This window comes from Amycolatopsis sp. NPDC114504, from assembly GCF_055633595.1.
The window spans coordinates 604,698-628,816 of the sequence record NZ_JBVKDU010000005.1; the positions used below are offsets into that span (position 1 = coordinate 604,698).

Annotated in this window: 22 protein-coding genes; 6 read left to right on the forward strand and 16 right to left on the reverse strand. The window is 72.6% G+C overall.

Annotated features, from left to right (window positions below):
- The first annotated feature begins 212 nt into the window (after positions 1-212).
- Both ACZ7PG_RS38860 and ACZ7PG_RS38865 read left to right on the forward strand, forming a co-directional pair.
- Complete coding sequence (locus ACZ7PG_RS38860; RefSeq protein WP_003081521.1) at positions 213-560, forward strand: RNA polymerase-binding protein RbpA; 348 nt, start codon at positions 213-215, stop codon at positions 558-560.
- A 141-nt stretch (positions 561-701) separates the two neighbouring features.
- A complete protein-coding gene (locus tag ACZ7PG_RS38865) occupies positions 702-1,652 on the forward strand; it encodes an RNA polymerase subunit sigma-70 (RefSeq protein WP_470244188.1) in 951 nt (316 codons plus the stop codon).
- Here ACZ7PG_RS38865 and ACZ7PG_RS38870 read toward each other — a convergent pair whose 3' ends face one another.
- A complete protein-coding gene (locus tag ACZ7PG_RS38870) occupies positions 1,653-2,216 on the reverse strand; it encodes a dihydrofolate reductase family protein (protein ID WP_470244189.1) in 564 nt (187 codons plus the stop codon).
- 57 nt (positions 2,217-2,273) lie between these two features.
- Positions 2,274-2,882 carry an NUDIX domain-containing protein gene (locus ACZ7PG_RS38875; RefSeq protein WP_470244190.1) on the reverse strand — a complete coding sequence of 203 codons (609 nt, stop codon included), beginning with the start codon at positions 2,880-2,882 and terminating at the stop codon, positions 2,274-2,276.
- A 48-nt stretch (positions 2,883-2,930) separates the two neighbouring features.
- Between ACZ7PG_RS38875 and ACZ7PG_RS38880 the strand changes: the two genes are divergently transcribed.
- Positions 2,931-3,686 carry a DeoR/GlpR family DNA-binding transcription regulator gene (locus tag ACZ7PG_RS38880; RefSeq protein WP_470244191.1) on the forward strand — a complete coding sequence of 252 codons (756 nt, stop codon included), beginning with the start codon at positions 2,931-2,933 and terminating at the stop codon, positions 3,684-3,686.
- Here ACZ7PG_RS38880 and ACZ7PG_RS38885 read toward each other — a convergent pair.
- Positions 3,613-4,413, reverse strand: a complete 801-nt coding sequence (locus ACZ7PG_RS38885; RefSeq protein ID WP_470244192.1) for a PIG-L deacetylase family protein — start codon at positions 4,411-4,413, stop codon at positions 3,613-3,615. The two genes, ACZ7PG_RS38880 and ACZ7PG_RS38885, sit on opposite strands and share 74 nt — an antisense overlap.
- 35 nt (positions 4,414-4,448) lie before the next feature.
- Between ACZ7PG_RS38885 and ACZ7PG_RS38890 the strand changes: the two genes are divergently transcribed.
- The gene (locus tag ACZ7PG_RS38890) at positions 4,449-5,198 is read left to right on the forward strand and encodes a class I SAM-dependent methyltransferase (protein WP_470244193.1); all 750 of its coding nucleotides are present in this window, start codon (positions 4,449-4,451) and stop codon (positions 5,196-5,198) included.
- On the opposite strand, the gene ACZ7PG_RS38895 is transcribed toward ACZ7PG_RS38890, so the two are convergent.
- The 3 genes from ACZ7PG_RS38895 to ACZ7PG_RS38905 are packed head-to-tail and all read right to left on the reverse strand — an operon-like array spanning position 5,185 to position 9,217.
- The gene (locus ACZ7PG_RS38895; protein ID WP_470244194.1) at positions 5,185-5,952 is read right to left on the reverse strand and encodes a polyprenol monophosphomannose synthase; all 768 of its coding nucleotides are present in this window, start codon (positions 5,950-5,952) and stop codon (positions 5,185-5,187) included. The genes ACZ7PG_RS38890 and ACZ7PG_RS38895 overlap by 14 nt on opposite strands.
- A 26-nt stretch (positions 5,953-5,978) precedes the next feature.
- Positions 5,979-7,610, reverse strand: coding sequence for an apolipoprotein N-acyltransferase (gene lnt, locus ACZ7PG_RS38900; protein ID WP_470244195.1), 1,632 nt, complete (start codon positions 7,608-7,610; stop codon positions 5,979-5,981).
- 11 nt (positions 7,611-7,621) lie between these two features.
- Entirely contained in the window at positions 7,622-9,217 is a 1,596-nt protein-coding gene (locus ACZ7PG_RS38905; RefSeq protein WP_470244196.1) for an amidohydrolase, read from the reverse strand.
- 131 nt (positions 9,218-9,348) lie between these two features.
- On the opposite strand from ACZ7PG_RS38905, the gene ACZ7PG_RS38910 reads away from it, so the two are divergent.
- On the forward strand, positions 9,349-10,737 hold the full coding sequence (locus tag ACZ7PG_RS38910; protein ID WP_470244197.1) for a KamA family radical SAM protein: 1,389 nt from the start codon (positions 9,349-9,351) through the stop codon (positions 10,735-10,737).
- 234 nt (positions 10,738-10,971) lie between these two features.
- Positions 10,972-11,145 carry a hypothetical protein gene (locus ACZ7PG_RS38915; RefSeq protein WP_470244198.1) on the forward strand — a complete coding sequence of 58 codons (174 nt, stop codon included), beginning with the start codon at positions 10,972-10,974 and terminating at the stop codon, positions 11,143-11,145.
- A 136-nt stretch (positions 11,146-11,281) separates the two neighbouring features.
- Here ACZ7PG_RS38915 and ACZ7PG_RS38920 read toward each other — a convergent pair whose 3' ends face one another.
- From ACZ7PG_RS38920 to ACZ7PG_RS38965, 10 genes are all read right to left on the reverse strand, one after another.
- Positions 11,282-12,304, reverse strand: coding sequence for a hypothetical protein (locus tag ACZ7PG_RS38920; RefSeq protein WP_470244199.1), 1,023 nt, complete (start codon positions 12,302-12,304; stop codon positions 11,282-11,284).
- Between the two features lie 458 nt (positions 12,305-12,762).
- On the reverse strand, positions 12,763-13,185 hold the full coding sequence (locus ACZ7PG_RS38925) for a hypothetical protein (RefSeq protein WP_470244200.1): 423 nt from the start codon (positions 13,183-13,185) through the stop codon (positions 12,763-12,765).
- A gap of 61 nt (positions 13,186-13,246) precedes the next feature.
- Positions 13,247-14,230 (reverse strand): hypothetical protein, encoded by a 984-nt coding sequence (locus ACZ7PG_RS38930; RefSeq protein ID WP_470244201.1) that lies wholly within the window; start codon positions 14,228-14,230, stop codon positions 13,247-13,249.
- A gap of 125 nt (positions 14,231-14,355) precedes the next feature.
- A complete protein-coding gene (locus ACZ7PG_RS38935; RefSeq protein WP_470244202.1) occupies positions 14,356-17,163 on the reverse strand; it encodes an AfsR/SARP family transcriptional regulator in 2,808 nt (935 codons plus the stop codon).
- 112 nt (positions 17,164-17,275) lie between these two features.
- Complete coding sequence (locus tag ACZ7PG_RS38940) at positions 17,276-20,077, reverse strand: type 2 lanthipeptide synthetase LanM family protein (protein ID WP_470244203.1); 2,802 nt, start codon at positions 20,075-20,077, stop codon at positions 17,276-17,278.
- Positions 20,078-20,173: 96 nt separating this feature from the next.
- The gene (locus ACZ7PG_RS38945; protein WP_470244204.1) at positions 20,174-20,368 is read right to left on the reverse strand and encodes a DUF6229 family protein; all 195 of its coding nucleotides are present in this window, start codon (positions 20,366-20,368) and stop codon (positions 20,174-20,176) included.
- A gap of 191 nt (positions 20,369-20,559) precedes the next feature.
- Positions 20,560-21,210 carry a hypothetical protein gene (locus tag ACZ7PG_RS38950; protein ID WP_470244205.1) on the reverse strand — a complete coding sequence of 217 codons (651 nt, stop codon included), beginning with the start codon at positions 21,208-21,210 and terminating at the stop codon, positions 20,560-20,562.
- Between the two features lie 82 nt (positions 21,211-21,292).
- Positions 21,293-22,411, reverse strand: coding sequence for an epoxide hydrolase family protein (locus tag ACZ7PG_RS38955; RefSeq protein ID WP_470244206.1), 1,119 nt, complete (start codon positions 22,409-22,411; stop codon positions 21,293-21,295).
- An 18-nt stretch (positions 22,412-22,429) separates the two neighbouring features.
- Entirely contained in the window at positions 22,430-23,407 is a 978-nt protein-coding gene (locus ACZ7PG_RS38960) for an ornithine cyclodeaminase family protein (protein ID WP_470244207.1), read from the reverse strand.
- On the reverse strand, positions 23,404-24,108 hold the full coding sequence (locus tag ACZ7PG_RS38965) for a 2OG-Fe(II) oxygenase family protein (protein ID WP_470244208.1): 705 nt from the start codon (positions 24,106-24,108) through the stop codon (positions 23,404-23,406). The genes ACZ7PG_RS38960 and ACZ7PG_RS38965 overlap by 4 nt, the downstream gene beginning before the upstream one ends.
- Between the last annotated feature and the right edge of the window lie 11 nt (positions 24,109-24,119).

A 24,119-nucleotide genomic window follows, 5' to 3' on the forward strand; every position in this document is an offset into this window, starting at 1 on the left:
CCCATCCGGGGGATATCAGCACTAAGAAGGCCGTATTGACGTCACGCCGAAGCGCGAAACGCCTCCTACTAGAGGAAGCTGATGCCGTTGGGTGACGCAGCTCATCGTGAGCAACGACATGGCAGCCCGGGAATCCTCGGGGGCCCCAAGTCGTTGCATAGGGTGAGCATCACCCCAGGCTCCACCCGGAGCTGACTGAAAGGACCCCCATCATGGCCGACCGTGTTCTTCGTGGAAGCCGGCTGGGAGCGGTCAGCTACGAGACCGACCGCAACCACGACCTCGCCCCTCGCCGCACCGTGCGCTACGCCTGCCCCAAGAACCACGAGTTCGAGGTGCCGTTCTCCGACGACGCCGAGATCCCGACGGTCTGGGAATGCCGTCTGCACGGCAGCGAGTCGGAGATCGTGGACGGCGGGCAGCCCGAGCAGAAGAAGGTCAAGCCGCCGCGCACCCACTGGGACATGCTGCTCGAGCGGCGCACGATCCCCGAGCTCGAGGACCTGTTGAACGAACGTCTCGCCGAGCTGAAGGGCCGGCGGACCTCCCGGTCCGCGTAACGCCCGAGAGCGTCGGCCCGTAGCCACCGCTCCCACCACAACGGAAAGGCCCCGCGACCTCCCCCCGCGGGGCCTTTCGCATGCCCGGACCGATCAGAAGTCCTTCGCCACCCCGTCTGTACTGACGGCTCCCTCGCACGGGTGGAAGGATCGACGACCATGATCGACGCGGCGGGGTTCGCGCTCCTCACCGAGCGCCACCGGCGTGAGCTGCAGGTGCACTGCTACCGGATGCTCGCGAACTTCGAGGACGCCCAGGACCTCACGCAGGAGACGTTCCTGCGCGCGTGGGACAAGCGGGAGTCGTTCAAGGGCCACGCGGCCGTACGGACCTGGCTGTACCGGATCGCGACCAACGCCTGCCTCGACTTCCTGGACAAGCGCACACCCGAGCTGCCGGGCGCGGACCTCGAGGTGCCGCACCTGCAGCCCTACCCCGACCGGATGCTCCCCGACGACCCGCAGGAGTCGGCGGTGGCGCGGGAGACGATCGAGCTGGCGTTCGTCGTCGCCGTCCAGCACCTGCCGCCGCGGCAGCGCGCCGTGTTCGTCCTGCGGGACGTTCTCGGCTGGCCCGCCTCACAAGCCGCCGGCACCCTCGAGCTGACCGTCGCCTCGGTGACCAGCGCCCTGCAACGCGCGCGGGTCACGATGCGCGAGCAGCTGCCCGACCGGCGTCTCGACTGGCGGAGCCCCGCCACCCACGAGCTTTCGGACGACGAGCGCGGCGTGGTGAAGGCCTACATCGACGCCCACGAGCGCAACGACCTGGACGGGCTGACGGCCCTGCTGCGCGACGACCTGCGCTTCGCGATGCTGCCCGACCCGGGCACCGTGACCACGGGAGCCCGGGAGGCGGTGGACGGCTGGGTCGCCGGCGGGCTCTTCCGGCACGGCCACGACGACTGGCGCTGCACCCCCACGACGGTCAACCGCATGCCCGCCGCCGCGCTGTACCTGCGCACCCCCGAGGACCCGGTGCACCGGCTGCTGAACCTCGCGGTCCTGCACATCGCCGACGGGAAGATCGCCGAGCTCACCGGGTTCGAGGTCGCCGGCAAGCCCTGGCTGGGCCTGCCGGCGACGCTGTGATCACTGGGTCTCGTACCGGGTCAGCACCGCGCCCCCGGGGAACGTCCGCGTCTCGACCAGGTTCAGGTGCACCCAGCTGTCCAGCGCCGTGAAGAACGGCGTGCCGCCGCCCACCAGGACCGGGTGGGTGACCAGCACGTATTCGTCGACCAGCCCGGCTCGCAGGGCAGCCCGGGCGAGCGTCGCGCCGCCGATGCTCATCGGGCCGCCGTCCCCGGCCTTGAGCCGGGTGATCTCGGCGACCGCGTCGCCGGTGACCAGGCGGGTGTTCCAGTCGACCTTGTCGACGGTCGAGGAGAACACGACCTTCGGGGTGTCCCGCCAGTTCCGCGCGAACTCGATCTGCGCCGGCGTGGCGTCCGGGTGCTGATCACCGGTCGGCCAGTAGGAGCTCATCGCCTCCCACAGCTTGCGCCCGTACAGCGACGTGCCGATGCCGAGCTCGTAGTCGAGCCACCACTGGAACAGCTCCTCGCCCGGCCCGCCGCTCCAGCCGATGTCGTCGCCGGCCGCGGCGATGTAGCCGTCCAGGGTCAGGTTCATGCCGAAGATCAGTTTCCGCATCGTGCCGGCCTTTCGTGAGTGTCGCTTCCCCCATACAGACGGGCGTGGCGGCGAAACCTAATCGGTGCGGAACGGGCCTCGCAGGGCTGCCCACTGCAGCAGCATGATCGTCTTCGCGTCCGCGATCTCCCCCGTCTCGATCATCTTCAGGGCGTCCTCGAAGCGCAGCTCGACCACCTCGATGTCCTCTCCCTCCTCGGCGATCCCGCCACCTTCGCCGCGGTCGGCCGGGTCGTAGGGCGCCGCGTAGCAGTGCAGGCGCTCGGTCACCGAGCCCGGGCTCGTGTACACGTCGAACACGTGCTCCAGCTCGCCGATGCGGACGCCGGTCTCCTCCTGGGCCTCGCGGCGGATGGCCGTCTCGGGGTCGTCGGCGTCCAGCAGGCCCGCGGCCGCCTCCAGGAACATGCCGTCCGGGTGGTCGTTGACGTAGACCGGGTAGCGGAACTGACGCGTCAGCAGCACCGTCCCGCCCGCCACGTCGTAGAGCAGCACGGTCGCGCCGTTGCCGCGGTCGTAGGTTTCGCGCTGTTCGGTGGTCCAGCGGCCGTCGCCGTGCTGGTAGTCGAACGTCGTCCGGCGCAGCACGTACCAGGCCGACGACAGCAGTTCCACGTCGGTGACCCGGACGCGCGGGTTGCGGGACGGGCTTGTCGAGGAGGTCATGCCGCGACCATAATGTGCACGAATCGGCAGAAACAAGGAGGACTGTGCATGCTGGTCGGCGAACGCCGCGACCTCTTGCTCGCCCGGCTCGCGGCCGACGGCAAGGTGCTGGCGAAGGACGTGGCCACCGAGCTCGGCGTCTCGGAGGACAGCATCCGCCGCGACCTGCGCGACCTCGCCGCCGCCGGGCTCTGCCAGCGCGTCTACGGCGGCGCGTTGCCCGTCTCCCCCGCCGTCGCCGACTACGCGAGCCGCACGGCCATCGCCGTCGACGGCAAGGACCGGGTCGCGCGGATCGCCGCCGGCCTGGTCCGGCCCGGCTCGACGGTCATCCTCGACGGCGGCACCACCACGCTCGCCGTCGCGAACGCCCTGCCGAAAGACCTCGAGGCCACCGTCGTCACCCACAGCCCGACCGTCGCCGTCGCCCTGCTCGACCACCCGGGCGTCGAGGTCTTCCTGCTGGGCGGACGCCTGTTCCGGCACTCCGCGGTCACCTGCGGCGCCGCCGCGGCCGAGGCCGCCCAGGCGATCAGCGCCGACGTCTTCCTGCTCGGCGTCACCGGCGTCCACCCCGAAGCCGGGCTCACCACCGGCGACGCCGAGGAAGCCGCGATGAAACGCACCCTGGCCCGGCGCGCCGCCGACACCTACGTGCTGGCCAGTGCCGAGAAGCTCGGCGCGGCCTCCCGGTTCACCGTGCTGCCGTTCGCCGACATCGCCGGCGTCATCACCGACGCCGATCCAGGCGACCAGAACGTGCAGAAACTTGCAGCGATCGGCGTGGCGATCCGGCCGGGCTGACCTCGACGTACCACTCGCGACCCGCCACCACCGCGAACAACGGCGCCGGCAGCCACACGAGCACCCGCAGCACCGCCGCGAGCCGCCCGCTGCCGCGGACGTCGGACACGTGCGCGGCCAGCGCCGCCTGCTTGCGCCCGGCGAACCGCCGCACGTCGAAGCGGTGGGTGACGGCCGAAGCCGGGCTCCCTACGTGGTCGAGCGCTTCGGCGTCGTACGGGAACGGGATCCGCAAGGCCCGGACCACCCGGACGAACCGCCGGGCGAAGTCGCGCGGGATCGTGGCCTCCAGCAGCCGCGTCCCGGTCAGCCGGGCCGCCCGCCGGGCGACGGCGTGCACCTGGACGTGGTCACGGTGACCGTAGCCGCCGTTCGCGTCGTAGCCGAGCAGGAGGTCGGCCTTCTCCTCGTGCAGCACGGCGGCGAGCCGGTGGGCGGCCTCCTCGGTGTCCGCGCGTGCGAAGCGCTGCCGGCCGGGCGGATCGGGGTACAGCTCAGGCCCGTGGCCACTGTCGGCGTACCCGAGGTGCACGACGCGCCGGACGCCGAGGATGGCCGCGCTCGCCTCCAGCTCCCGCCAGCGCGGGGTCGGGGATTCGGCGTCCATGCCGTCGGTGGCCACGACGACCACCACCCGGTGCCCGTCGGCCGCCGCGCGGGCGAGGGTGCCGCCGCTCAGCAGGACGGGGTCGTCGGCGTGGGCGTGGAAGGCCACGATGGTCGTCATCGGCCCCATGATGGCCGATGACGGGAGAAGACGGCATGAGTGAACCCCACCGGGTCCGGTTCGCGGCGTTGTTCGACGCCGAGGTGCGCCCGCACAACGAGCGGTTCCGCGCCGTGGCCGCCGTACGGCCGGGCGAAGACGTCCTCGACGTCGGCTGCGGCACCGGCGAGTCGACCCGTGAAGCCGCCGAGGCGGGCGCGACGGCGCTGGGCGTCGACGTCTCGGAGCAGTCGATCGCCAGGGCCCGCGAGCTCGGCGGGGCAAGCTTCGAGGTGGCCGACGTCCAGACGCACCCGTTCCCGGCGGCGACCTTCGACGTCGTGCTCAGCCGATTCGGGGCGATGTTCTTCGCCGACCCGCCCGCCGCGTTCGCCAACCTCGCCCGCGCGCTGCGCCCCGGTGGGCGCCTGGTGCTGCTGGTGTGGCAGGAGCGGGCCCGCAACGAGTGGTACTCGGTGCTGCACGACGCCGTCTCCCCCGGCACGGCCGCGCCGCCGCCCGGGCCGCACTTCTCCCTCGGCGACCGGAGCCACACCGCGGCCCTGCTGCGGGACGCGGGCTTCGGCGACGTCGAGTTCACCGAGCTGCGCGAGCCCGTCTGCTACGGCCCCGACGCGGCGACGGCGTGCGAGTTCGCCCTCGGTCTCCACGACGTCCAGGAGCTGCGGCCCACCGACGGCGCCGCCACTCGCCTGCGGAACGCCTTCGCCCGGCACGAAATCCCGGACGGCGTGCTGCTGGGCGCCCGGACGTGGATCGTGACCGCGCGGGTCAGCCGCGCTTGACCAGGCGGCGCAGCTGCTGCCAGCGGCGCTCCACGCCCCACGTGGCCACCCGCAGGAACGCCTCGCGGATGATCGAGCCGTCCATCTTGGACTCGCCGATCTCGCGCTCGGTGAAGGTGATCGGCACCTCGACGATCTCGAACCCGGCGTCGGCCGTGCGGACCGTCAGGTCGATCTGGAAGCAGTAGCCGTGCGAGTTGACCTCGTCCAGGGCCAGCTTCTCCAGCACCGGACGGCGGTAGGCGCGGAACCCGGCGGTGATGTCGCGCGTGCGCATGCCCAGCGCGACCTGCGAGTAGATGTTGGCGCCGCGCGAGAGGACCTGGCGCTTGAGCGGCCAGTTCACCACGCTGCCGCCCGGCACGTACCGCGACCCGATCGCCAGGTCGGCGTCACCGACGGCGTCCAGCAGCCGGGGCAGGTCCTCGGGCGCGTGCGAGCCGTCGGCGTCCATCTCGACGATGGTGTTGTACTCCCGCGCCAGGCCCCAGCGGAACCCGGCGATGTAGGCGGCGCCGAGGCCGGCCTTCTCGGTGCGGTGCAGCACGTGGACGTGGTCGTTGGCGGCCGCGCGCTCGTCGGCGAGCTCACCGGTGCCGTCCGGGCTGCCGTCGTCCACCACGAGCGCGTGCACGTCCGGGAGTACCTTCTGCAGGCGATCCAGGATCGGGCCGAGGTTCTCCCGTTCGTTGTACGTCGGGATCACCACCAGCACCGGCTCGATTCCCCGGGCCCCCCGCGGCGCCTGCGACATCCGTGCTCCTCCGATATCCCCGGCGGTCAGTCCGCCGTGTCCCCTGCCGTGCCGGCGCTGCCGCGCCGGGTGCGAAAACGGAGCACGAGCCCGCCGGCCACCCCGGCGATCGCCAGTGCCAGCAGCCCGTACTCCGTCCACGCACCGAGTCGATCCGACAGCGTAGTCTGCGTCCGCAGCGGGACGCGCCCGACCAGGGAATCCGCGGTGAAAAGGCCCGTTGAGCTGGTAACCGTTCCGTCGGGGGCGACGATCGCGCTCACCCCTGAGACGGCGGACACCACGACCGACCGGCCGTGCTCGACCGCCCGCAGCCGCGACATGGCCAGCTGCTGGACGCTCATCTCGCTCTCGCCGTACCAGGCGTTGTTGGTCGGCACGACGAGCAGTTCGGCGCCGTCGCGCACGGCGTCGCGGGCCGGGTAGTCGAACGCGGCCTCGTAGCAGACGAACATGCCGACCTTCGTGCCCGCGACGGCCATCGTCTGGTTCGCGCCGTCGCCGGGAACCATGTCGACGGTCTCGGAGTCCAGGAACGGCGTGACGAGCTCGGCGAGCTTGCGGGCGGGCACGTACTCGCCGAAGGGCACCAGCTGCTGCTTCGCGTAGCGCTGCCCGGGCCCGGTGTGCGGGTCCCAGGCGATGACGGAGTTCTGCAGGTGCCGGTCGGGCAGCTCGTAGATCGCGCCGATCAGCGCGGGCACGCCGAAGTTCGCGACGAGCTGGTCGACCTGCGGGTCGGGCCCGGTGACGGTGGTGGCGCTCTCCGGCCACAGCACCAGGTCCGGCTTCGGGACCTTCCCGGCGCGGATGGCGTCGAGCAGCCGCTGGCTCTCGGCGATGGTGTTGTTGCGCAGGACGGTCCGTTCGCCCTGCAGCGCCAGCCCGATGTCCGGCGCGTTGCCCTGCACGGTCGCGACGGTCAGCTCGCCGTCCTGCGCGGCGGTGCCGACGGTCGGCCACAGCGCCAGGCCGGCCACGACGGGCAGGAGCGTGCCGGCGGCGGCGAAGACGGCCGGACGGGTGCGCAGCGCGGCCGTGAGCGCTTCGCGGCCGTCCCAGAGCCGTCCGAGGAGGCCGGCGAGGCAGAACCCGCTGAGGACGACGGCGAAGCCGACCAGCGGTGCGCCGCCGATCGAGGCGAGCGGCAGGAACGCGCCTTCGGGCTGGCTGAAGGCGACCCGGCCCCAGGGGAAGCCGCCGAAGGGGAACCACGCGCGGGGCGTCTCCAGCGCGATGAACACCAGCGCGGCCCACAGCGGCCCGGCCGGCAGGCGCGACACCCACGTGATGAGGCCGCCCGCGAGGCCGTAGTAGAGCGCCAGCGCGAACGACAGGCCCAGCCACGGCCACGGCCCGAAGTCGGGGCCGAGGAAGTCCAGCAGCCACGTCAGCAATGGGAGGAAGAACACGAACCCGAACGCGAAGCCGTAGCCGAACGCGCCGCGGAAGCTCGAGCGGCCGCGCAGGACGAGCGCGAACCCGGCGAACGCCAGCGGCGCGAGCCACCACAGCGGGCGGGGCGCGAAGCTCAGGTAATAGGCGAACCCGGACACCAGCGCGCCGGCCAGGCGCAGCAGCCAGGCACGCGGGAATCGCCGGGTTCGGGCGGGTTGGTGCGGGGCGCCCGGTTCGGGGTCCGCCACGGTGACTGCCACGGAAGACGACTCTAGGTGATGGTGTCGTGGAGGACTTCACCCGCGCGGACCGTGCGCAGGCAGTGCGGCAGGACGGCGTCCGGTTCCAGCCGCGGCAGGGGCGGGACACCGGCGCGGGGGTCGGTGGACCAGCGCTGCACGCGGCTGTCCGGGGTCGCGACGACGAGGTCGGTCGCGTCCCAGATCGCGTAGTGCGCCGGCGCGCCCGGTACGAGGCTGCCCGTGATGCCGTCGTTGACGCCGGCGGCGCGGTGCCCGGCGCGGGTGTGGGCGGTGAACGCGGCGCGCGGCGACAGGCCGGCGCCCGGGGTGCGGTGGTAGGCGGCGGCGCGGACACTCGCCCACGGGTCCAGCGGCGTCACCGGCGCGTCGGAACCGAACGCCAGCAGGACGCCTTCGGCGGCGAGGGTCGAGAACGGGTTGAGCCCGGCGGCGCGGGCGGTGCCGAGACGTTCGGCGTACATGCCTTCGTCGCCGCCCCAGAGCGCGTCAAACAGCGGCTGCATCGACGCGACCACGCCCCAGCCGGCCAGGAGCTTCGCCTGCTCGGCGGTGACCATCTCCAGGTGCTCCAGCCGGTGGTGGCGGGCGGCGAGGGCGCGCTGCCCGACCTCCTTCTCGGCGAGCCGGAAGCCTTCGACGACTTCGGCGACGGCGGCGTCGCCGATGACGTGGAAGCCCGCCTGCAGCCCGGCTTCGGTGCAGACGGCCAGGTGTTCGCCGATGCGGTGCGCGTCGAGGTAGAGCGTGCCGGAGCCGGTGTGGTCGGCGTAGGGGGCGCTCAGGGCGGCGGTGTGGGAGCCGAGGGCGCCGTCGGCGAACAGGTCGCCGGCCAGGCCGCGGGCACCGAGCTGTTTGGCGGTCTCGACGGCGCCGAGTTCGCCCCAGTAGCCGACGACCTCGGTGGTGTCCGGGCCGGCGAGGGCGAGCAGGGCGGCGAGGTCGTCGCGGCCGGAGATGTCGGGGCCGGCGCATTCGTGGACGCTGACGATGCCCTGGGCCGCGGCCTCGGCGAGGAACGCGCGCTGGGCGCGTTCGCGCTGTTCGGGGGTGATCGCGGCGCGCACGGCCGCGCGGACGGCGTGGTGGGCGGCGCGGGTCAGCGGGCCGTCGGGCGACCAGCCGCCGGCGTCGCGGGCGGCCGGGGCCAGGTCGACCAGCGCGGTGGAGACCAGCGCGGAGTGGACGTCGACGCGGCTGAGGTAGACGGGGGTGGCGCCGGCGGCGTCGTCGAGCTCGGCGCGGCTGGGCAGCCGGGAGTCGGTCCAGGTGCTCTCGTCCCAGCCGTGGGCGAGCAGGGCCTGTCCGGGGACGACGGCGTCGCGCACGCGGGCCAGCAGCTCGGCTCCGGAGCGGACGCCGGTGAGGTCGAGGCCGCTCAGGTGCAGGCCGGTGGCGGTGGCGTGGACGTGGGCGTCGACGAAGGCGGGCGCGACGAAGGCGCCGTGGAGGTCGACGATCTCGGCGTTTTCGTGGAGGGCGCGGGCCGGGCCGTCCTGGCCGACCCAGACCACGGTGCCGCCGGTGACCGCCATCGCCGTGGCGTCCGGGCCGGCGGGGGTGTAGACGCGCCCGCCGAGCAGGAGCGTCGTGTGTTCGTCCGTCACGCCCTTGAGTCTGCCCCCGGTGGCGAGGGCTACTGCACCTGGGGGAAGACACACCAGCAGGCAGGAAGATTTACTCCGTGAGAACGTTATGACAGGATATTTTAACGCGTTCCCGACGACTAGGAGTACAAGTGACTGCGATCCAGGAACCTGTGACGCCTGCCGCCGCCTTCGACCAGCCCTACGAGTACGCCCGCGCCGAGCTCGTGGAACCCGACTGGCGCCGCTTCCCCGGCTGGCACGACGTGACCGACGCCGAGTGGCGCGACGCGCAGTGGCAGCGGGTGCACTGCATCCGCAACGCGAAGCAGCTGCGCGCGCTGATGGGCGACCTGCTGGAGGAGCGCTTCTACGACGACATGCTCGCCGACCAGCGCGAGATGGCGACGATGTCGATGCTGCTGCCGCCGCAGATGATCAACACGATGGCGCCCACGGCGGGCACCGACCCGGCGAAGGTCACCGAGGCGTTCTACGCCGACCCGATCCGCCGCTACATGCTCCCGGTGCGCAGTGATCGTGACTCCACCTGGCCGAGCCACCCCCACTCCGAGCGCGACTCGCTGCACGAGGCCGAGATGTGGGTCGTGGAGGGCCTGACCCACCGCTACCCGACCAAGGTGCTGGCCGAGATGATCTCGACGTGCCCCCAGTACTGCGGCCACTGCACCCGTATGGACCTGGTCGGCAACTCCACGGAGACGGTCGAGAAGCACAAGCTCTCGCTCAAGCCGGTCGACCGCCAGGACGCGATGATCGCGTACCTGAAGAAGACCCCGGGCGTCCGCGACGTGGTGGTGTCGGGCGGCGACGTCGCCAACGTGCCGTGGCCGCAGCTGGAGTCGTTCCTGATGCGCCTGATGGACATCGACACGGTCCGCGACATCCGCCTGGCGACGAAGGCACTGGCGGCGCTCCCGCAGCACTGGCTCCAGCCGAAGGTGGTCGAGGGCCTGGAGCGCGTCGCGGTGACGGCCCAGCGCCGCGGCGTCAACCTGGCGATCCACACGCACGTGAACCACGCCCAGTCGGTGACGCCCCTGGTGGCGGAGGCAGCCCAGACGGCGTTGAACGTGGGTGTCCGGGACGTGCGCAACCAGGGCGTGCTGATGCGCGGGGTGAACGCGACGCCGGCCCAGCTGCTGGACCTGTGCTTCGCGCTGCAGGGCGAGGCGAACATCCTGCCGTACTACTTCTACATGTGCGACATGATCCCGAACGCGGAGCACTGGCGGGTTGCTGTTTGGGAAGCCCAGGAACTGCAGCACGCGATCATGGGGTACCTGCCCGGGTATGCGACGCCGCGCATCGTGTGCGACGTGCCTTATGTGGGGAAGCGGTGGGTGCACCAGCTGGCGGAGTACGACCGGGAGCTGGGGATTTCGTACTGGACGAAGAACTACCGGACGGGGATCGAGCTCGAGGACCCGGAGGCGTTGCAGCGCCGGTACCCGTACTACGACCCGATTTCGACGCTGCCCGAGGCCGGTCGGACCTGGTGGGCGAACCAGCCCCGCTGACGCCTAGCGGGTGCCGCGAAGCCCGATCGGGGCTTCGCGGCACCCTTCGGCTTATTCGCGTGTTTGGTCTGGTCAGGGCCGGTGCGTACCGGTTGCGACCGATCGCCATGCGCCCCAGAAACGGCCCAGAAGATCCATGCAGCTGCTGCCGCCGAGCGGGCTCAGCCGGACATACCGGCCGACGAGCTCAGCGATCCACCCGGCGGCTCGGGCGCCGAGACAGCGGTGGTGGTCATGGCCGGAGGTCGCCGCAGGCACCGCCGTTTCGGCCTGGCCGACCGGGGCCGCGTCGCGGAAGGCCTCCGCGCCGACTTGCTCCTGGTCGACGGCGACCCGACGACGACCATCGGCGACACGCTCGACACGCGCACGGTCTGGCGGCGGGGCAGCCGGTTGAAGGAGTCGTGACGGTCGGGCGCGGTCGGCAGCCGCGGGCGGTAGGCCATCGCCCGCGGCTGCGCCGGGTCAGGTGCTGGTCGCAGCCGACGTGCTGTCTCCGGCGAGGCGGCGGGCCGCGCTGTCCGGCCGCGTGGTGCAAGCGGCGTCAGCAGCCGCGGTGGTAGGCCACCGCCCGCGGTTGCGTCGTGCCCGGCAACCTGATGGTCGCGGCCAGCGTCCCGTCGTCGGTGAGACCCGCGGGCCGCGGGGCCGCGTTGAAGTCGGCGTCGCCGGCCAGGTCGGCCGTGGGTTCGCCGTTCTCCCAGATGCGGAGTTCGTAGTTCTCGGGGCCGAACGTGTGGGCCACGCCGGCCATCGTCGTGCCGGCGTCGAGGAACAGGGTGTCGGCCGCTTCGGTGGTCGTGTGCACGACGTTCCCGGCCAGGTCCGCCTCGATGGCGACCATCGTCAGCTCGGGCGTGACGACCGAAGCGGCGATGCGGCCGCCGTGGAAGGCCTCGAGGTAGACCGCGCCACCGGGGTACAGCGGGGGCAGTTGCCGGTAACTGCCGTCGGTGGCTCGGACAAACACCTCGCCCGAGCGCTCGCCGATGTCGGTGTAGAGCAGGACGCGGCCCTGCTCGTCGACGTCGACCGGGTAGGTGTCGTAGAGGTGCTGCGGATCCGGGTTCAGGACCTCTGCCGTGCCCGGCCGCGCGGCGGCCCACAGCACCGGGTGGACGTCGCCGCCGAAATCACCGTAGGCGACACCGATGACGTCCCCGGCGTTGTTGATGTGCGTGGCCTTGGCGGACCGGAACCCTTGCGGCATGGGCAGGTTCACGTATTGGCCGCCGCGGTACACGACGGGTTTCGCGGCCCACCAATCACCGGTCCCCCCGTCCCCCACGACGTCTCCGGAGGAGTTGATGTCGCGCACTTCGACCAGGCGGAACGACGAAACGACCTGACCGCCGTGCCACCGCACCTGCGAATACGCGTCGGGGCCGCGCACCGCTCCGACGAACCAGTCGCCTTCGGCCGCCGCGTAGACCTCGCTGCTGGTGTAGGGCGCCGGCAGTGCCAGCGGTGTCATCGCCCAGGTGCAGCCCGCCGCCACCGCGGGTTGTGCGCCGGGCACGAGGGCGGCGCCGAGCGCCGCCACGAGTAGAAGAGTTCGCTTGAGCATGGTTCCCCCCGGGAGTCGGCCGTCTCCCCACCACGCCCGGCGGCCCCGGGAGGTTTGGCCGCGGGCCGCGTCGCCACCCGAACGGCTCAACGAGCCGGCGTCACAGGTCCAGGGCGCCCACGACCAACGCGGCCACGGCGGCGCGGTGCTCCGGCTGTCCTGCCAGTGCAGGCGGCGCCCGGCCTCGACCGTCACGCCGAACCGTGCTCGGCCGCGCCGGTGCTGGCCGGGCTCGCCCTGCTGCGCGAGCTGCGGTGACCGCTGGTCGGAGCAGCACCCGACGGTCGGCCGGTCCAGCCACGGCCCGGCGCTCGGACGAATCGACAACGGCGTGGTGCTGGTGTGGTCCTGGGACGGCTTCCGCACCCAGCAGGGCGTCCGTGCCGGCCACACGACGAGCGACCGCCGAACGGTGAGCAGGCGCCGGAGATCCGGCGCCTGCTCACCCTACTGCAGTGCTAGTTGCAGATCATGGTGTCACGCCAGCAATTCGTGAAGTCGTACACCCTCTCGTACTCGCTTTTGATGGCGAGGTAGACACGATTCGCCCCACCGGGAACGTCCGCGGAAAGGGAAAAGCTTCCCGAGGTTATAGTATCGCAGTGAAGGCTCGTGCTTCTCGCGTCAAGCGCTTTCAAGTCCACCAGCGAGGTCGCGTATGCCCGCTCGCAGCCGCTGGCGTTGAACGACCCGATGACGCCGACTGAGCGGTTGTAAAAGGTGACCGTACCGGAGTAGTAGCCACCCGTGCCGTCCTTGAGGAGGAAGTTGAGAGTGGGGTAGGCAGCTGCGCTTGCCGGTGACGCTGCGGCAACTGTGGGCCCGGCGACAAGAGCGGGCACTGCTGCCGCAGCAGCCACGATCATGCCGATCCTTCTCATCGGTTCTCCTTTGTTCTTGGGTTATGAATGCGATCCATCCGGACGGAAAATCGTTTCATCGTCAGTTTCGGCACGTCCAGAGCGTGCCGATCTGCCGAGTGTTGTCCGTGCTGACCCCCGCGATCTGCCGCCCGTCGGCGCTGATCGCGGTCGGGTAGAGCGGGTAGGTGTTTCCGAGCTGGGGCAGCTGCAGCTGGCGGCCGTGCTTCCAGCGCGCCGGGGACCCGTTGCGGTTCTTCGCCGCGACGACGCCGTTCGCGGCGAGGACCCCGCCCTGGGCGTACGTGCTGTCAGGCAACGGACGCTCGCGTCCGGTCAGCACGTCGATGTAGGTGAGCTCATCGCCCTCTGCGCCGCCGCGGTCGGCGATCAGCACGCCCCCGGCCAGGTCCGACGCGCGGTGCCCGCCCGGGCCGATCACCGGGAACGTCCGCACGACCGTGCCGTCGAGCCGGTAGACCGTCTGCACCTCGTCGCCGGCGAACCCCGCCGAACTCAGGACGAAGCCGAGGTCGTCCACCTTCAGGGCCATCGTGTACACCGGCCCGTCGTCGAGCACCCGCGGCGTCCGCGTGCCCGCCGGCCAGACGACGGCACGGGACAGGCCGTCGACCCAGGCGTACCCGGAGACGTCGCCGCGGGCGTTGATGTCGGTCGCCCCCGAGCCCGGCTCACCCGGCTCCGGCAGGAACGTCGTCACCCCGCCCGACCGGATCGCCGCGTGCTGCCTCCCGTCGGCGAACTGCGAGCCCACCATCACCCCGCCGGAGTTGATCGCGGACGGGACGAACTCCCCGAGGTCCGTCGTGACCCCGTCGTGCCACTGCAGCCCGTGCTCGTTGTCGCCGAAGTGCGACCGACCGAGGCCGACGAACGTGCCGTGGTCGTCGGTGGCGGCCGGGTAGACCTCCTCGCCGGCCACCGTTCCGGGCAGCTCGGCCACCCGGCACACCGCGGCCGGCGCGAGCTCCGCCGCGGACGCCGTCGCCGGCGCGGCGACCGCCAGCACACTCACGGCGGCCAGCACCTTCAGTCTTGCTCCCACGTTTCCTCCCCGGGTGGGTCTCGCCCGGCCCGCACGGACCTGGCGAACTCCTCACGCTCGAGCAGGTCCTTCGGTTGAGTCCCGCAAGCAGCCGACCGGAGCGCAGCAGCTTGGCCGCCGACGGCTCACCCCGCGCGAACCGGCCCTGAATCGAGCCTCGCCTCGACCTCCAGCGCGGCCTCGTCCAGGTTCTGGGCCCGGTACAGCTCCGCAGCTCGCTGCCACGCCGCCCGGGCCCGGGACGGTTCCGCCAAACGCTGGTACTCGTCGCCCATCGCCGTGTGGGTTGCCGCCTGGCGGTAGGTGTTGTCCAGCCGGTGCCAGAGTTCCAACGCCCGCTCGCAGTGGCGCAAAGCCCCGGCGCTGTCGCCGATTGCTGTCGCGATCGCGCCGAGGTTGTCCAGGCTGTCCGCCTGGCCGTAGATGTCGCCCTGCTCCCGGCAGCGGGCCAGCGCGGACTCGCAGTACTCGCGCGCCCGGTCGTGGTGGCCCAGCCGGGTGTGGCAGGCGCCCATCATGCTGAGCGCCCTCGTCTCCCACTTCTCGTCGCCCACCGAGCGGTACAGGTCACGCGCGCTGGTGATGTGGGTGAGCGCGCGGCTGTCGTCGTCGCGGTGGGACCAGGCGAGCGCCAGCACGAAGTGGGCGCCGGCCTGTCCGAGCGTGTCGCCGATCTGCTCGGACAGCGCCAGCGACCGGTTCAGGTGGAGCAGCGCCTCCTCCTGACGGCCGAGCGGCGCGTAGACCAGGCCGAGCCGGCGGTGTGCGCGAGCCTGGACCGCGGCGTTCTCCAGCCGTTCGGCCGCCGCCAGGCCCGCGCGCCAGGCGTCGATGTTCTCGTGCAGGTGGCCGCGCCGGTAGTGGAAGTTGTCCAGCGTCCAGGCCAGCTGCCAGACGGCCGTGTCCCAGCCGGCGTTCGCGGCCGCCACCCGGGCGGCCACCACACACCCGTGGTGGGTGTCGAACCACGCCATCGCCGCGGCGTCGTCGGGCAGGGCCAGCGGGACGCAGCCCGCGGCCGGCTCGCCCAGGTCGAGGGGCGGGTGCTGCTGGTCGAGCAGGCGGCTGGCCGCGTAGGCGGTGTGGAGGTAGAAGTCCACGACCCGGCGCAGGGCCCCGGCCCGGGCCGCCTCCGGCTCTTCGGTCAGAGCGACGGCGCGCGCGTGCCGTCGGACCAGGTCGTGAAGCCGGTACCGGCCTGTGAGCGGCTGCTGCACGAGGTGGTCGTCGACGAGGCTCTCCAGCAGCTCGTTCGCCTCGGCGCGGGCCACCCCGGCGAGGGCGGCCGCCGCCGGGACGTCGATCTCCGGGCCGGGGTGCACGCCGAGCAGCCGGAACATCCGCCGCCGCGGCTCGTCCAGCCGCTGGTAGGACAGCGCGAACGCGGCTCCGACGCTGCGATCCCCGACCGCCAGCTCGGCGAGCGTGGAGTACGCCTCCCCCAGCCGGTCCGCCAGGTAGCGGACGGTCCACGCGGGCCGCGAGCGCAGCCGGGCGGCGGCGATGCGGATCGCCAGCGGCAGGTGGCCGCACCGCTCGACGACGTCGCGGACCGCGCCGGCCTCGGCGGTCGCCCGCTCGTCGCCGACGACCCCGGCGAACAGCGCGACCGCGTCGGCCTGCGGCAGCACGTCGAGCGAGAGGGTGCGCGCCGACTCGAGGTCGACGAGCCGGCGTCGGCTGGTGATCAGCGTCAGGCTCCGCGCGGTACCGGGCAGCAGCGGCCGAACCTGCGCGGCGTCGGCGGCGTTGTCCAGCAGGACGAGCACCGAACGCGCCGCCAGCTCCGCGCGCCACAACGCGGCCCGCGCGTCCAGGTCGGCGGGGATCCGATCACCGGGCACGCCCAGCGCCCGCAGCAGGCTGTCCAGCGCGGACGTCGGGGCGATCGGCGGCTGGCCCGGGGTGTGGCCGTGCAGGTCGATGAACAGCTGCGCGTCGGGGTAGCGCTCGGTCAGCCGGTGCGCGGCGTGCACCGCCAGCGTCGTCTTGCCGACGCCCGCCATGCCGTCCAGCGCCTCGATGACCATGGCCAGCGGGGCCGTCTCGGGCCCGCTCCCGAGCAGCCGGTCCAGCTCGGCCCGGCGGCCCGCGAAGTCCGCGATGTCGCCCGGCAGGTCACTGCGCACCGGCCGGGCCGGCGGGCCGTGGACGACCACGGCGGCGGTCGCCTCGAGCCGGCTGTCGTTCGCCAGCACCTGCCGGTGCACCTCGACGAGCCGCGGCGAGGGATCCAGGCCGAATCGTTCGACAAGCACGGTGCGTGCCCGCGCGAACGTGTCGAGTGCATCGGCCTGCCTGCCCGCCCGGTACAGCGCGGTCATCAGCTGGCCCCACAGCCGCTCGTGGCCGGGGTGGCGTTCGGTGAGCCCGGTGAGCTCCTCCACCAGGACCGTGCCCGCGCCGGTGGCGAGCTCGGCGTCGACGCGGTCCTCGACGGCACCGAGGCGCAGCCCGTGCAGCCGCGTCGCTTCGGCGCGCAGCTGCGGGACGGTGGCGAACTCGGCGTAGGCGTCCCCGCGCCAGACGGCGAGCGCGGCGGCCAGCCGTTCCGCCGCCACCTGCGGCTCGGTCCCCATCGCCTGCCTGCCGGCCACGACGAGCCCTTCGAAGCGGCCGGCGTCGACGGCGTCAGGCGGCGGTCGCAGCAAATACCCGGCGGGGTGGGTGACGATCAGGTCGGCCGCCGGCGCCAGCGAGTGCCGCAGCCGTGACACGTAGCTGCGGACGGTCCGGTGCGCGTCCCGCGGCGCCTCGGTCTCCCAGAGCGCGTCGACGAGCGTTCCCACCGAGGTCACGCGGCCGGCGTTGGCCGTGAGCAGGGCGAGGAGCGTGCGGATGCGGAATCCGCCGAGCTCCAGGACCTGGTCGCGCACCCGCAGCTCGAAGGGCCCGAGCACCTGGAACCGCGGACCGTCCGAATCCGTCCTCACGCCTACAGGTGAACCGGCGGCGCCGCCAGATACTCCCGATCACCTTCCTCAAGCTGCCGACGGGTGGTGGGCGAGTTGTCGATCGTGAGCCGGCAAGGAACCCAGGGCGACGTCAATCCAGCAGGAGCGGCGAAGGCAGGTCCTGCTCCGGGTGCATCCTCAGCAACCCGTGCACCACGCCGGCCAGGCCCGACATCAGGCTCGGGGAAAACGCCTCCCGGGCCAGGCCGCCGACCGGGCCACGCTGTTCGAGGCTCGTCAGCAGCTCCGCGTCGATCTCGTCGCGGTCCGGGCCGGTCCACGATGGGTCGGCCAGCCGGATCGCGTCCAGCATCTCCCACAGGCCGATGTCACCGTGGCACAAGGTGTGGCTCCAGCCGAAGCCCTCCGCCGCGCTCGCGTGGGCGGCTCGGACCGCCATCTCGAGGCGGCGGGGGTCGCCTGTGCGGTGGTGGAGGTCGAGCATCGCCAGGCCGATGCCGGCGCTGCCGTGGCACCAGCTGGTGAAGAAGTCGTCCTCGCTGCCGATCCGGGCGTCGAACCAGTTGCCCGCCTCCGGCCGGTAGAGCCATTCCTGGTACGCGAACGCCCGCTCGGCCAGCTCCCGCCACGTGTCCCGTTCCGCCGGGGTGCCGGCGTCGCTGAGGGCGAGCCGCGTCAGGGTCCAGCCGATCCCTGTCGCGCCGTGGGCGAAGCCGCCGATGCCCTCGGGGTTGAGCCGGGTGGGCCAGCGGGCTCCATGGTCTTCGTGCACGGCCAGCTCCACCAGCCGGTTCCCCACCGCCGCGGCCACCGGCAGCCACTCCGGCCGTCCGGTCGCGGCCAGGTCGAGCAGCGGGACTCCCGCGCCCGCGACGCCGTTGAGCAGGTCCACCTCGCGGTCCTCGGCGATCATGCGCCCGTCGGAGAACTGCCCGGCCCGCTCGGCGGCCCGGTCGAGCAGCCAGTCCCAGCCCAGCACGCGGTGCAGCGCGAGCCACGTCCACACCTGGGACGCCGCACCGCTGAACGCCCCGGCCGACGGCGTCTCGGTCAGCTCCTCGACGCTCTTCAGCACCCGCAGCGCGCCGTCGAAGCACTCCTGCACGCCCTCGACCTCGTCTGCGCGCCCGGCGCGGACCTCGGCCAGGTACTCGGCGAGGGTGAGCACCACGCCGCCCTGGCCGGTGTAGAGGTCGGCGGGCAGGACCCGGATCGACCAGCCCGCCGGGGTGAACACCGGGCTGACCCAGGTGAACGTGCCGTCCGCGCCGCGCACCGCGCCGTCGCACAGCTGCCGGACCAGCCCCGCGGCCAGCGTCCGGCGCCGGCGCTCGCGGTCCCGGCAGTGCGGGTCACGGGCCGGGTACTGACGGCGCGAGGGCAGCGTGCGCTCGTTGAGGTAGGCCCCGACGAGCGCGTCCTGGATGATCGCCTCCTCGAACGGCAGGTCGGCGCCGCGCCAGTCGGCCACCGACGTCTCGATCGCCGCGCGGTCGACCTCGAAGCTGAACAGCGGGACGTCGCCGGCCTGCAGGTCGGCGATCTCCGCGTCGATCGTCGCGAGGTCCTGCGGCGCACCGTGCAGGACCTTCGCGTTGCGGAGCAGGATGTCCCGCCCGCGGGCGATCGCGGCGGCTTCGTCGTGCAGCGACGCCGGGTGCCACAGCATCCGGCCGATGTCGACGTAGGCCTGCGTCGGCCGCAGGATCCGGCGGGCCTCGACGCCCTCGAAGTGCCGCAGCAGGTGGTGCGCGTCCCCGCCGGGGCGGGTGTCGAGGCGGTGCAGGTGCGCGGTCATCTCGCGGAAGCCCTCGAGCACGCGGTCCCAGTGGGCGTGCAGCACCGCGGTCGGGCTCGGGTGGTTCCCGGCGGTGGGCATCTCGACCAGGTCGACCTCCAGGCGCGCGGCGGCCGTGCCCGCGGCGGCGATGACCGGCGCCGGGATGCGGGGCTGTTGCCCGGGCAGCGCGCCGATTCCGGAGATGTCGACGCCGCCGAGCGCGTACCCCGTGCCGCGCACCGGGAGCAGCCCGGTGCGCAGGACCGTCCGGCGGATCGCGGCGGTCGCGACGTCCACGGCGTCGCCCTGACCGCTGGCCGGGAACTCCGCGGGCGCGTCGAACAGCGTCTCGGCGTCCACGATGACCGGGACCGGACCCGCGGCGATCATGTTCTCCGCGTGCATGTCGGTGCCGCCGCACAGCCGCAGGATCGCGAGCCAGTGCCCGAGGTTGCGGTAGAAGACGCCCAGCTCGCGCTCGTCGGCGCAGTAGCGGGGCTCGACGAACTCCGCCCACCCGTAGCCGTCGCGCAGCAGCACCGAGGGCACCCGGATCCGCTCGACGGGCGGCGGGGTGGCGGGAAAGTCCTGGTAGGCGTCGTCGATCAAGGCCGCGAGCGCGACGTCGATCGCGGAGTTCCGCGGCTTGTACATGATGGTCCCGCCGCCGACGTCGACCCGGCTGACCGTCAGGCCGCCCCGGTGCGTGTCGCCGCGCCCGAACGTGACCGCCCGCAGGGGCCCGCGCAGCGCGTCGGCGAACAGCGGGCGGTCCGTGGCCAGCCGGGCGGCGAACCCGGCGACGGCGGCCACGGACAACCGCGCCACCTGCCCGACCCGCCGCGGAAGGACCGGGTAACGGCCTTCGATGCTCGCCAGGTAGCCGTCCCGCATCGCGTCTTCGACGTACTGGGCCCAGATCGCGGACTCGTCCCCGCCGGCCAGCCGACGCGCGTGCAGTTCGATGAGGAACACGCGCGACACCTTCGCGTGCAGCGAGTGGACCAGCGCGTCACTCCCGGCCGCCAGCACCACTTCGCGCTCGTCCGGTGTCAAGCCGGGAATCGCGTCGAGTTCCTCGGCGAGTTCGGCCCGCCACGGCCGCGCGAGCCAGCGGACGGGGCCGCCGAACGCGAGGGTTTCGCTTTCCACTGAATCGAGCACCATCCGCCTCCGCCTGTTCCGACCCGGGCGCGCCCGCCCTCCCGGAAACCGGGAGAAGCGGGCGCGTTTCGAGCAATGACCGCGTCAGCAGCACCAGCTGCCGTGCGAGCCACTCGGGCTGGAACAGAAGGCGTACAGCATGTCGGTCGGGTCGACCAGCGCGGCCTCGGCGGCGTTCCCGCCGACGTACAGGGGACCGGCGGGGTTCGCCAGGCCGTGCGCCGATTCCGAACCCGACAGCCACCCTTCCAAAACGGCAGCAGAATCAACAGTCCGCATGGCGGAACCTCCCAGTAGCCGAAGGATCTGAACACAACCAGCGGAGTGTAGGCAGCCCGCCGCGCCCACATCGACGACCATTCGGGCGCAACCAAGGTGGCCCCGAAGAATCCGACTAAAGTTGGTTTTCGCCGGTTTCCGGAATTTGATCTAGCAGGTGCCGAGAATCGGAATCGGTGCAGTTCGGCTGATCATTTCACCGGCAGGTAGGCGGCGACATCGGCGAGCGCGGCCAAGGTCGCGCCGTCGACGTGGCCGGTCGCGGTGTCGGCCTCGGCGACGACCATGCCGTAGCCGTCGGGCCGGGACCGGTAGTGCAGCCCGGTCATCCGCATCCCGGCGATCCCCAGGACGGCCGCGATCTCCAGCGGCCGGACGTCACCGCTGCCCTGCACGGCCTCGACCTTCTCGAAGTCCGCGGCCTGCTTCTTGGCGCGGAACCCGACCCGGACCACCGAGACGACCGCCGCGTTGCCGTGGCCGTCCCCGACGGCCAGCAGCATCCGGTCCAGTCCTGTGCAAGGGGTCTTGACCAGGAACTCCCGGACCCGGCCCGAGGCGGCCGCGACGCAGTCGCCTTCGCGCTCCAGCCGCCGGACCTCGCGCTTGAGCTCCTTGAACTTCAGCTGGCTCCACGCTTCCTTCGACTTCCCGCGCTTGGCCGACTCGCGCGCCTCGGCGTTGCGGGTCTTGAGCGAGCGGCCCGGCAGCGAGTCGACGACATCGCCGGCGCTGTTCCCGGCCAGCGCCTCCGACGCGGCCCCGCCCGCCGCACCACCGGAGGCCCCGATGCCGCCGGCTCCCCCGGCGATCGCCAGCCCGGCCACCGCCGCGACGACCACACCCGTGGTCCGGATGATGTCGGTGAGGACCTCGATGACGGCGCCGTCGCGCGCCCGGGTCGGTTCCTCCCGTCGATGGCCGCTACGAACGGTAGGGGCGGAAGAACTCCCGCAGCTCCCGCGCGTAGATCTCCGGTTCCTCGAACGCCGCGAAGTGCCCACCGCGCTCCGGCTCGGTCACGCGGACCGTGTTCGCCGACCGCTCGAGCCAGGCCTTCGGCGGACGGACGATGTCGCCCTGGAAGAGGGCGAACCCGGACGGCACCTCCACCCGGCGGGCCAGCTGGGCCGGTGGGATCGCCGCGTTCGCGCGGTACATCCGCATCGACGAGCCGATCGTCTCGGTCAGCCAGTAGAGCGTGATGTTCGTCAGGATCTCGTCCTGCGTGAAGCGGAAACCATCGCTCCAGGACTGCAGCTTCTCGACGATCCACGCCGCCAGGCCCGCCGGTGAGTCGTTCAGCGCGGCCGCCGCCGTCTGGGGCTTCGTGCGGTGCATCGCCGCGTACGCGCCTTCGGCCGCGCCCCACGTCGTCACCTCCGCCATCCAGGTGCGCTCCTCCGGGGTCAGGTCCGCCCGGTCGCCGGTGAAGATCGGGAGGCCCGCGTCGGTGCGGTGGACCGCCACCACCCGGTCGGGGTGGTCGAGCGCCAGGTAGCGGCTGACGTGGCTGCCGAGGTCCCCGCCGGCCGCGCCGAACCGCGGGTGGCCGAGCTTCGTCATCAGCTCGGCCCACAGCCCGGCGACGGCGATCGAGTCCAGTGGCGTCGCGGGGCGCGAGGAGTACCCGAAGCCGGGGATGTCGGGGACGATCACGTCGAAGGCGTCCGCCGGGTCGGCGCCGTGCGCGCCGGGATCGGTGAGCAGCGGGATCACCTTGGTGTAGCGCCAGAACGAGTCCGGCCAGCCGTGGGTGAGCACCAGCGGGAGCGCCGGGCCGCCCGCCGCTCGGACGTGCGCGTAGTGGATGTCGTGGCCGCCGACCGACGTCGTGAACCGCGGGATCGCGTTGAGCTCGGCTTCGCGGGCGGGCCAGTCGAAGCCGTCCGCCCAGTACGCGACGAGCTCACGCAGGTAGTCGACGTCGGCGCCGGCCGACCACCCGGCGTCCTCGGGCGCGTCCGGCCAGCGGGTCGCGCGCAGCCGGGTGCGGAGGTCTTCGAGAACCGCCGGGGCGGTCCGCGGGGCGAAAGTCTCCATGCGACGAACCTAACGGAGTCAGTACTCGACCCTGGTCCCGCCGCCGGTTTCCGCCGCCCTCGCGTGGATGAACCGCGCCGCCGCCAGGTCCTGGACCGCCACGCCCACCGACTCGAACACCGTGATCTCGTCCTCGGTCTGGCGGCCGGGGACCCGGCCGAGCAGGACATCACCCAGCGGCGTCAGGTCCCCGGGTCCGATCGCGCCTTCGCGCGCGGCGAACAGGAAGTCGCCCGCCTCGTGCGTCGCCGACTCGATCGAGTCCACGAACACCCGCGCGCCGGCCATCGTCGCCGTGTCCAGCTCACGGGTGTGCGGGACGCACGAGCCGACCGCGTTGACGTGCGTGCCCGGGCGCAGCCATTCCCGCCGCAGCAACGGCGACACCGCGTTGGTCGCGGTCACCACGATGTCGGCCGCGCGGACGGCCTCCTCCGGGGACGCGGCCACGTCCACCGGCACTGCCAACGAGGCCGACAGAGACGCGCAGACCTGCCGAGCTCGTGCGGCGTCGCGGGCCACGACCCGCACCCGGTTCAGCGGACGGACCGCCGCGAGGGTGCGGATGTGGGCCGCACCCTGGACGCCGATGCCGAACACCGTCAGGTCCGCCGCGTCCGGGCGGGCGAGTGCCTCGGTCGCCACCGCGGTCACCGCCGGGGTGCGCAGCTCGGTCAGCACCGACGCGTTCAGCAGCGCCAGCGCCTCCCCGGTCTCGCTGCTGAACAGCAGCATCGCGCCCTGGTGGGCGTCGAGGCCGAGCGCGGTGTTGCCCTCGAACAGGCAGACGATCTTCACGCCGTAGCCCGCGGCCGCGGTGTAGGCCGGCATCATCGCCAGCAGGCCCGCGGCACCCTCCGGGGCGACGACCGGGCGCAGCGGCTGGTGCGCCTCGCCGCGCGCGAGCGTCGTCAGGGCCTCGCGCATCGGCGCGAGGCTTTCCTTCGGCGGGAACGCCGCGCGGACGTCGGCGCCGGAGAGCACCAGCAGCGTCATCGCGAGCCGAACAGCTGGTCGTCCAGGCCCGCCGGGCGCACGGCCTCGGGGATCGACCGCGTGTAGTAGTTCATCGTGACGACCGCGCGCAGGGCGTCGTCGGTGCGCAGTGGCTGGACGTAGTGCGGGTGGAAGCGGGCGTCGAAGAAGAACAGCTGACCCCGGCGCGGGAGGATGACCGCCGCGTCTTCGTCCACTTCGGACACGTCGCGGGCGTGGCGGTTGCGGGAGACGACCAGGCCGCCGCCGGTCTCCTCGGTGCAGTCGGTCAGGTACAGCAGGCCCTCCATCGGGTTGCTGTCGACGTGGCACGGGTAGCGCATGGTGATGCCACGCTGCACGTTCAGGCTCAGCGCGCGGTTGGCGGTGCTGGTCAGCTCCAGCGGCTCGTCGATCAGCCGCTCGCCCAGCTGCCGGAACCAGCCGGTGTAGAGCTCGTTCACCCACGGCGCCTGCTCGACGAGCACCTCGCCGTCGACCGACTCCAGCGGGATGATCGCGTCGGGCGTCTCGCGGGCGGTGGTCATGGTCGGGCGGAAGCTCCGTCGGTCCGCCTGCCGGGCCGCCACGTCGAGCAGCTCCTCGGCCCAGCCGGTGGGCAGGGCGCTGCCGACGTCGTAGATGTGCCAGTGGAACGGCAGGTCCCGCGGCGGGGTCCAGTCCGCGAACCGGCCCGGGATGTGGTCGATCGTGGCCGACATGGTGCCTCCTT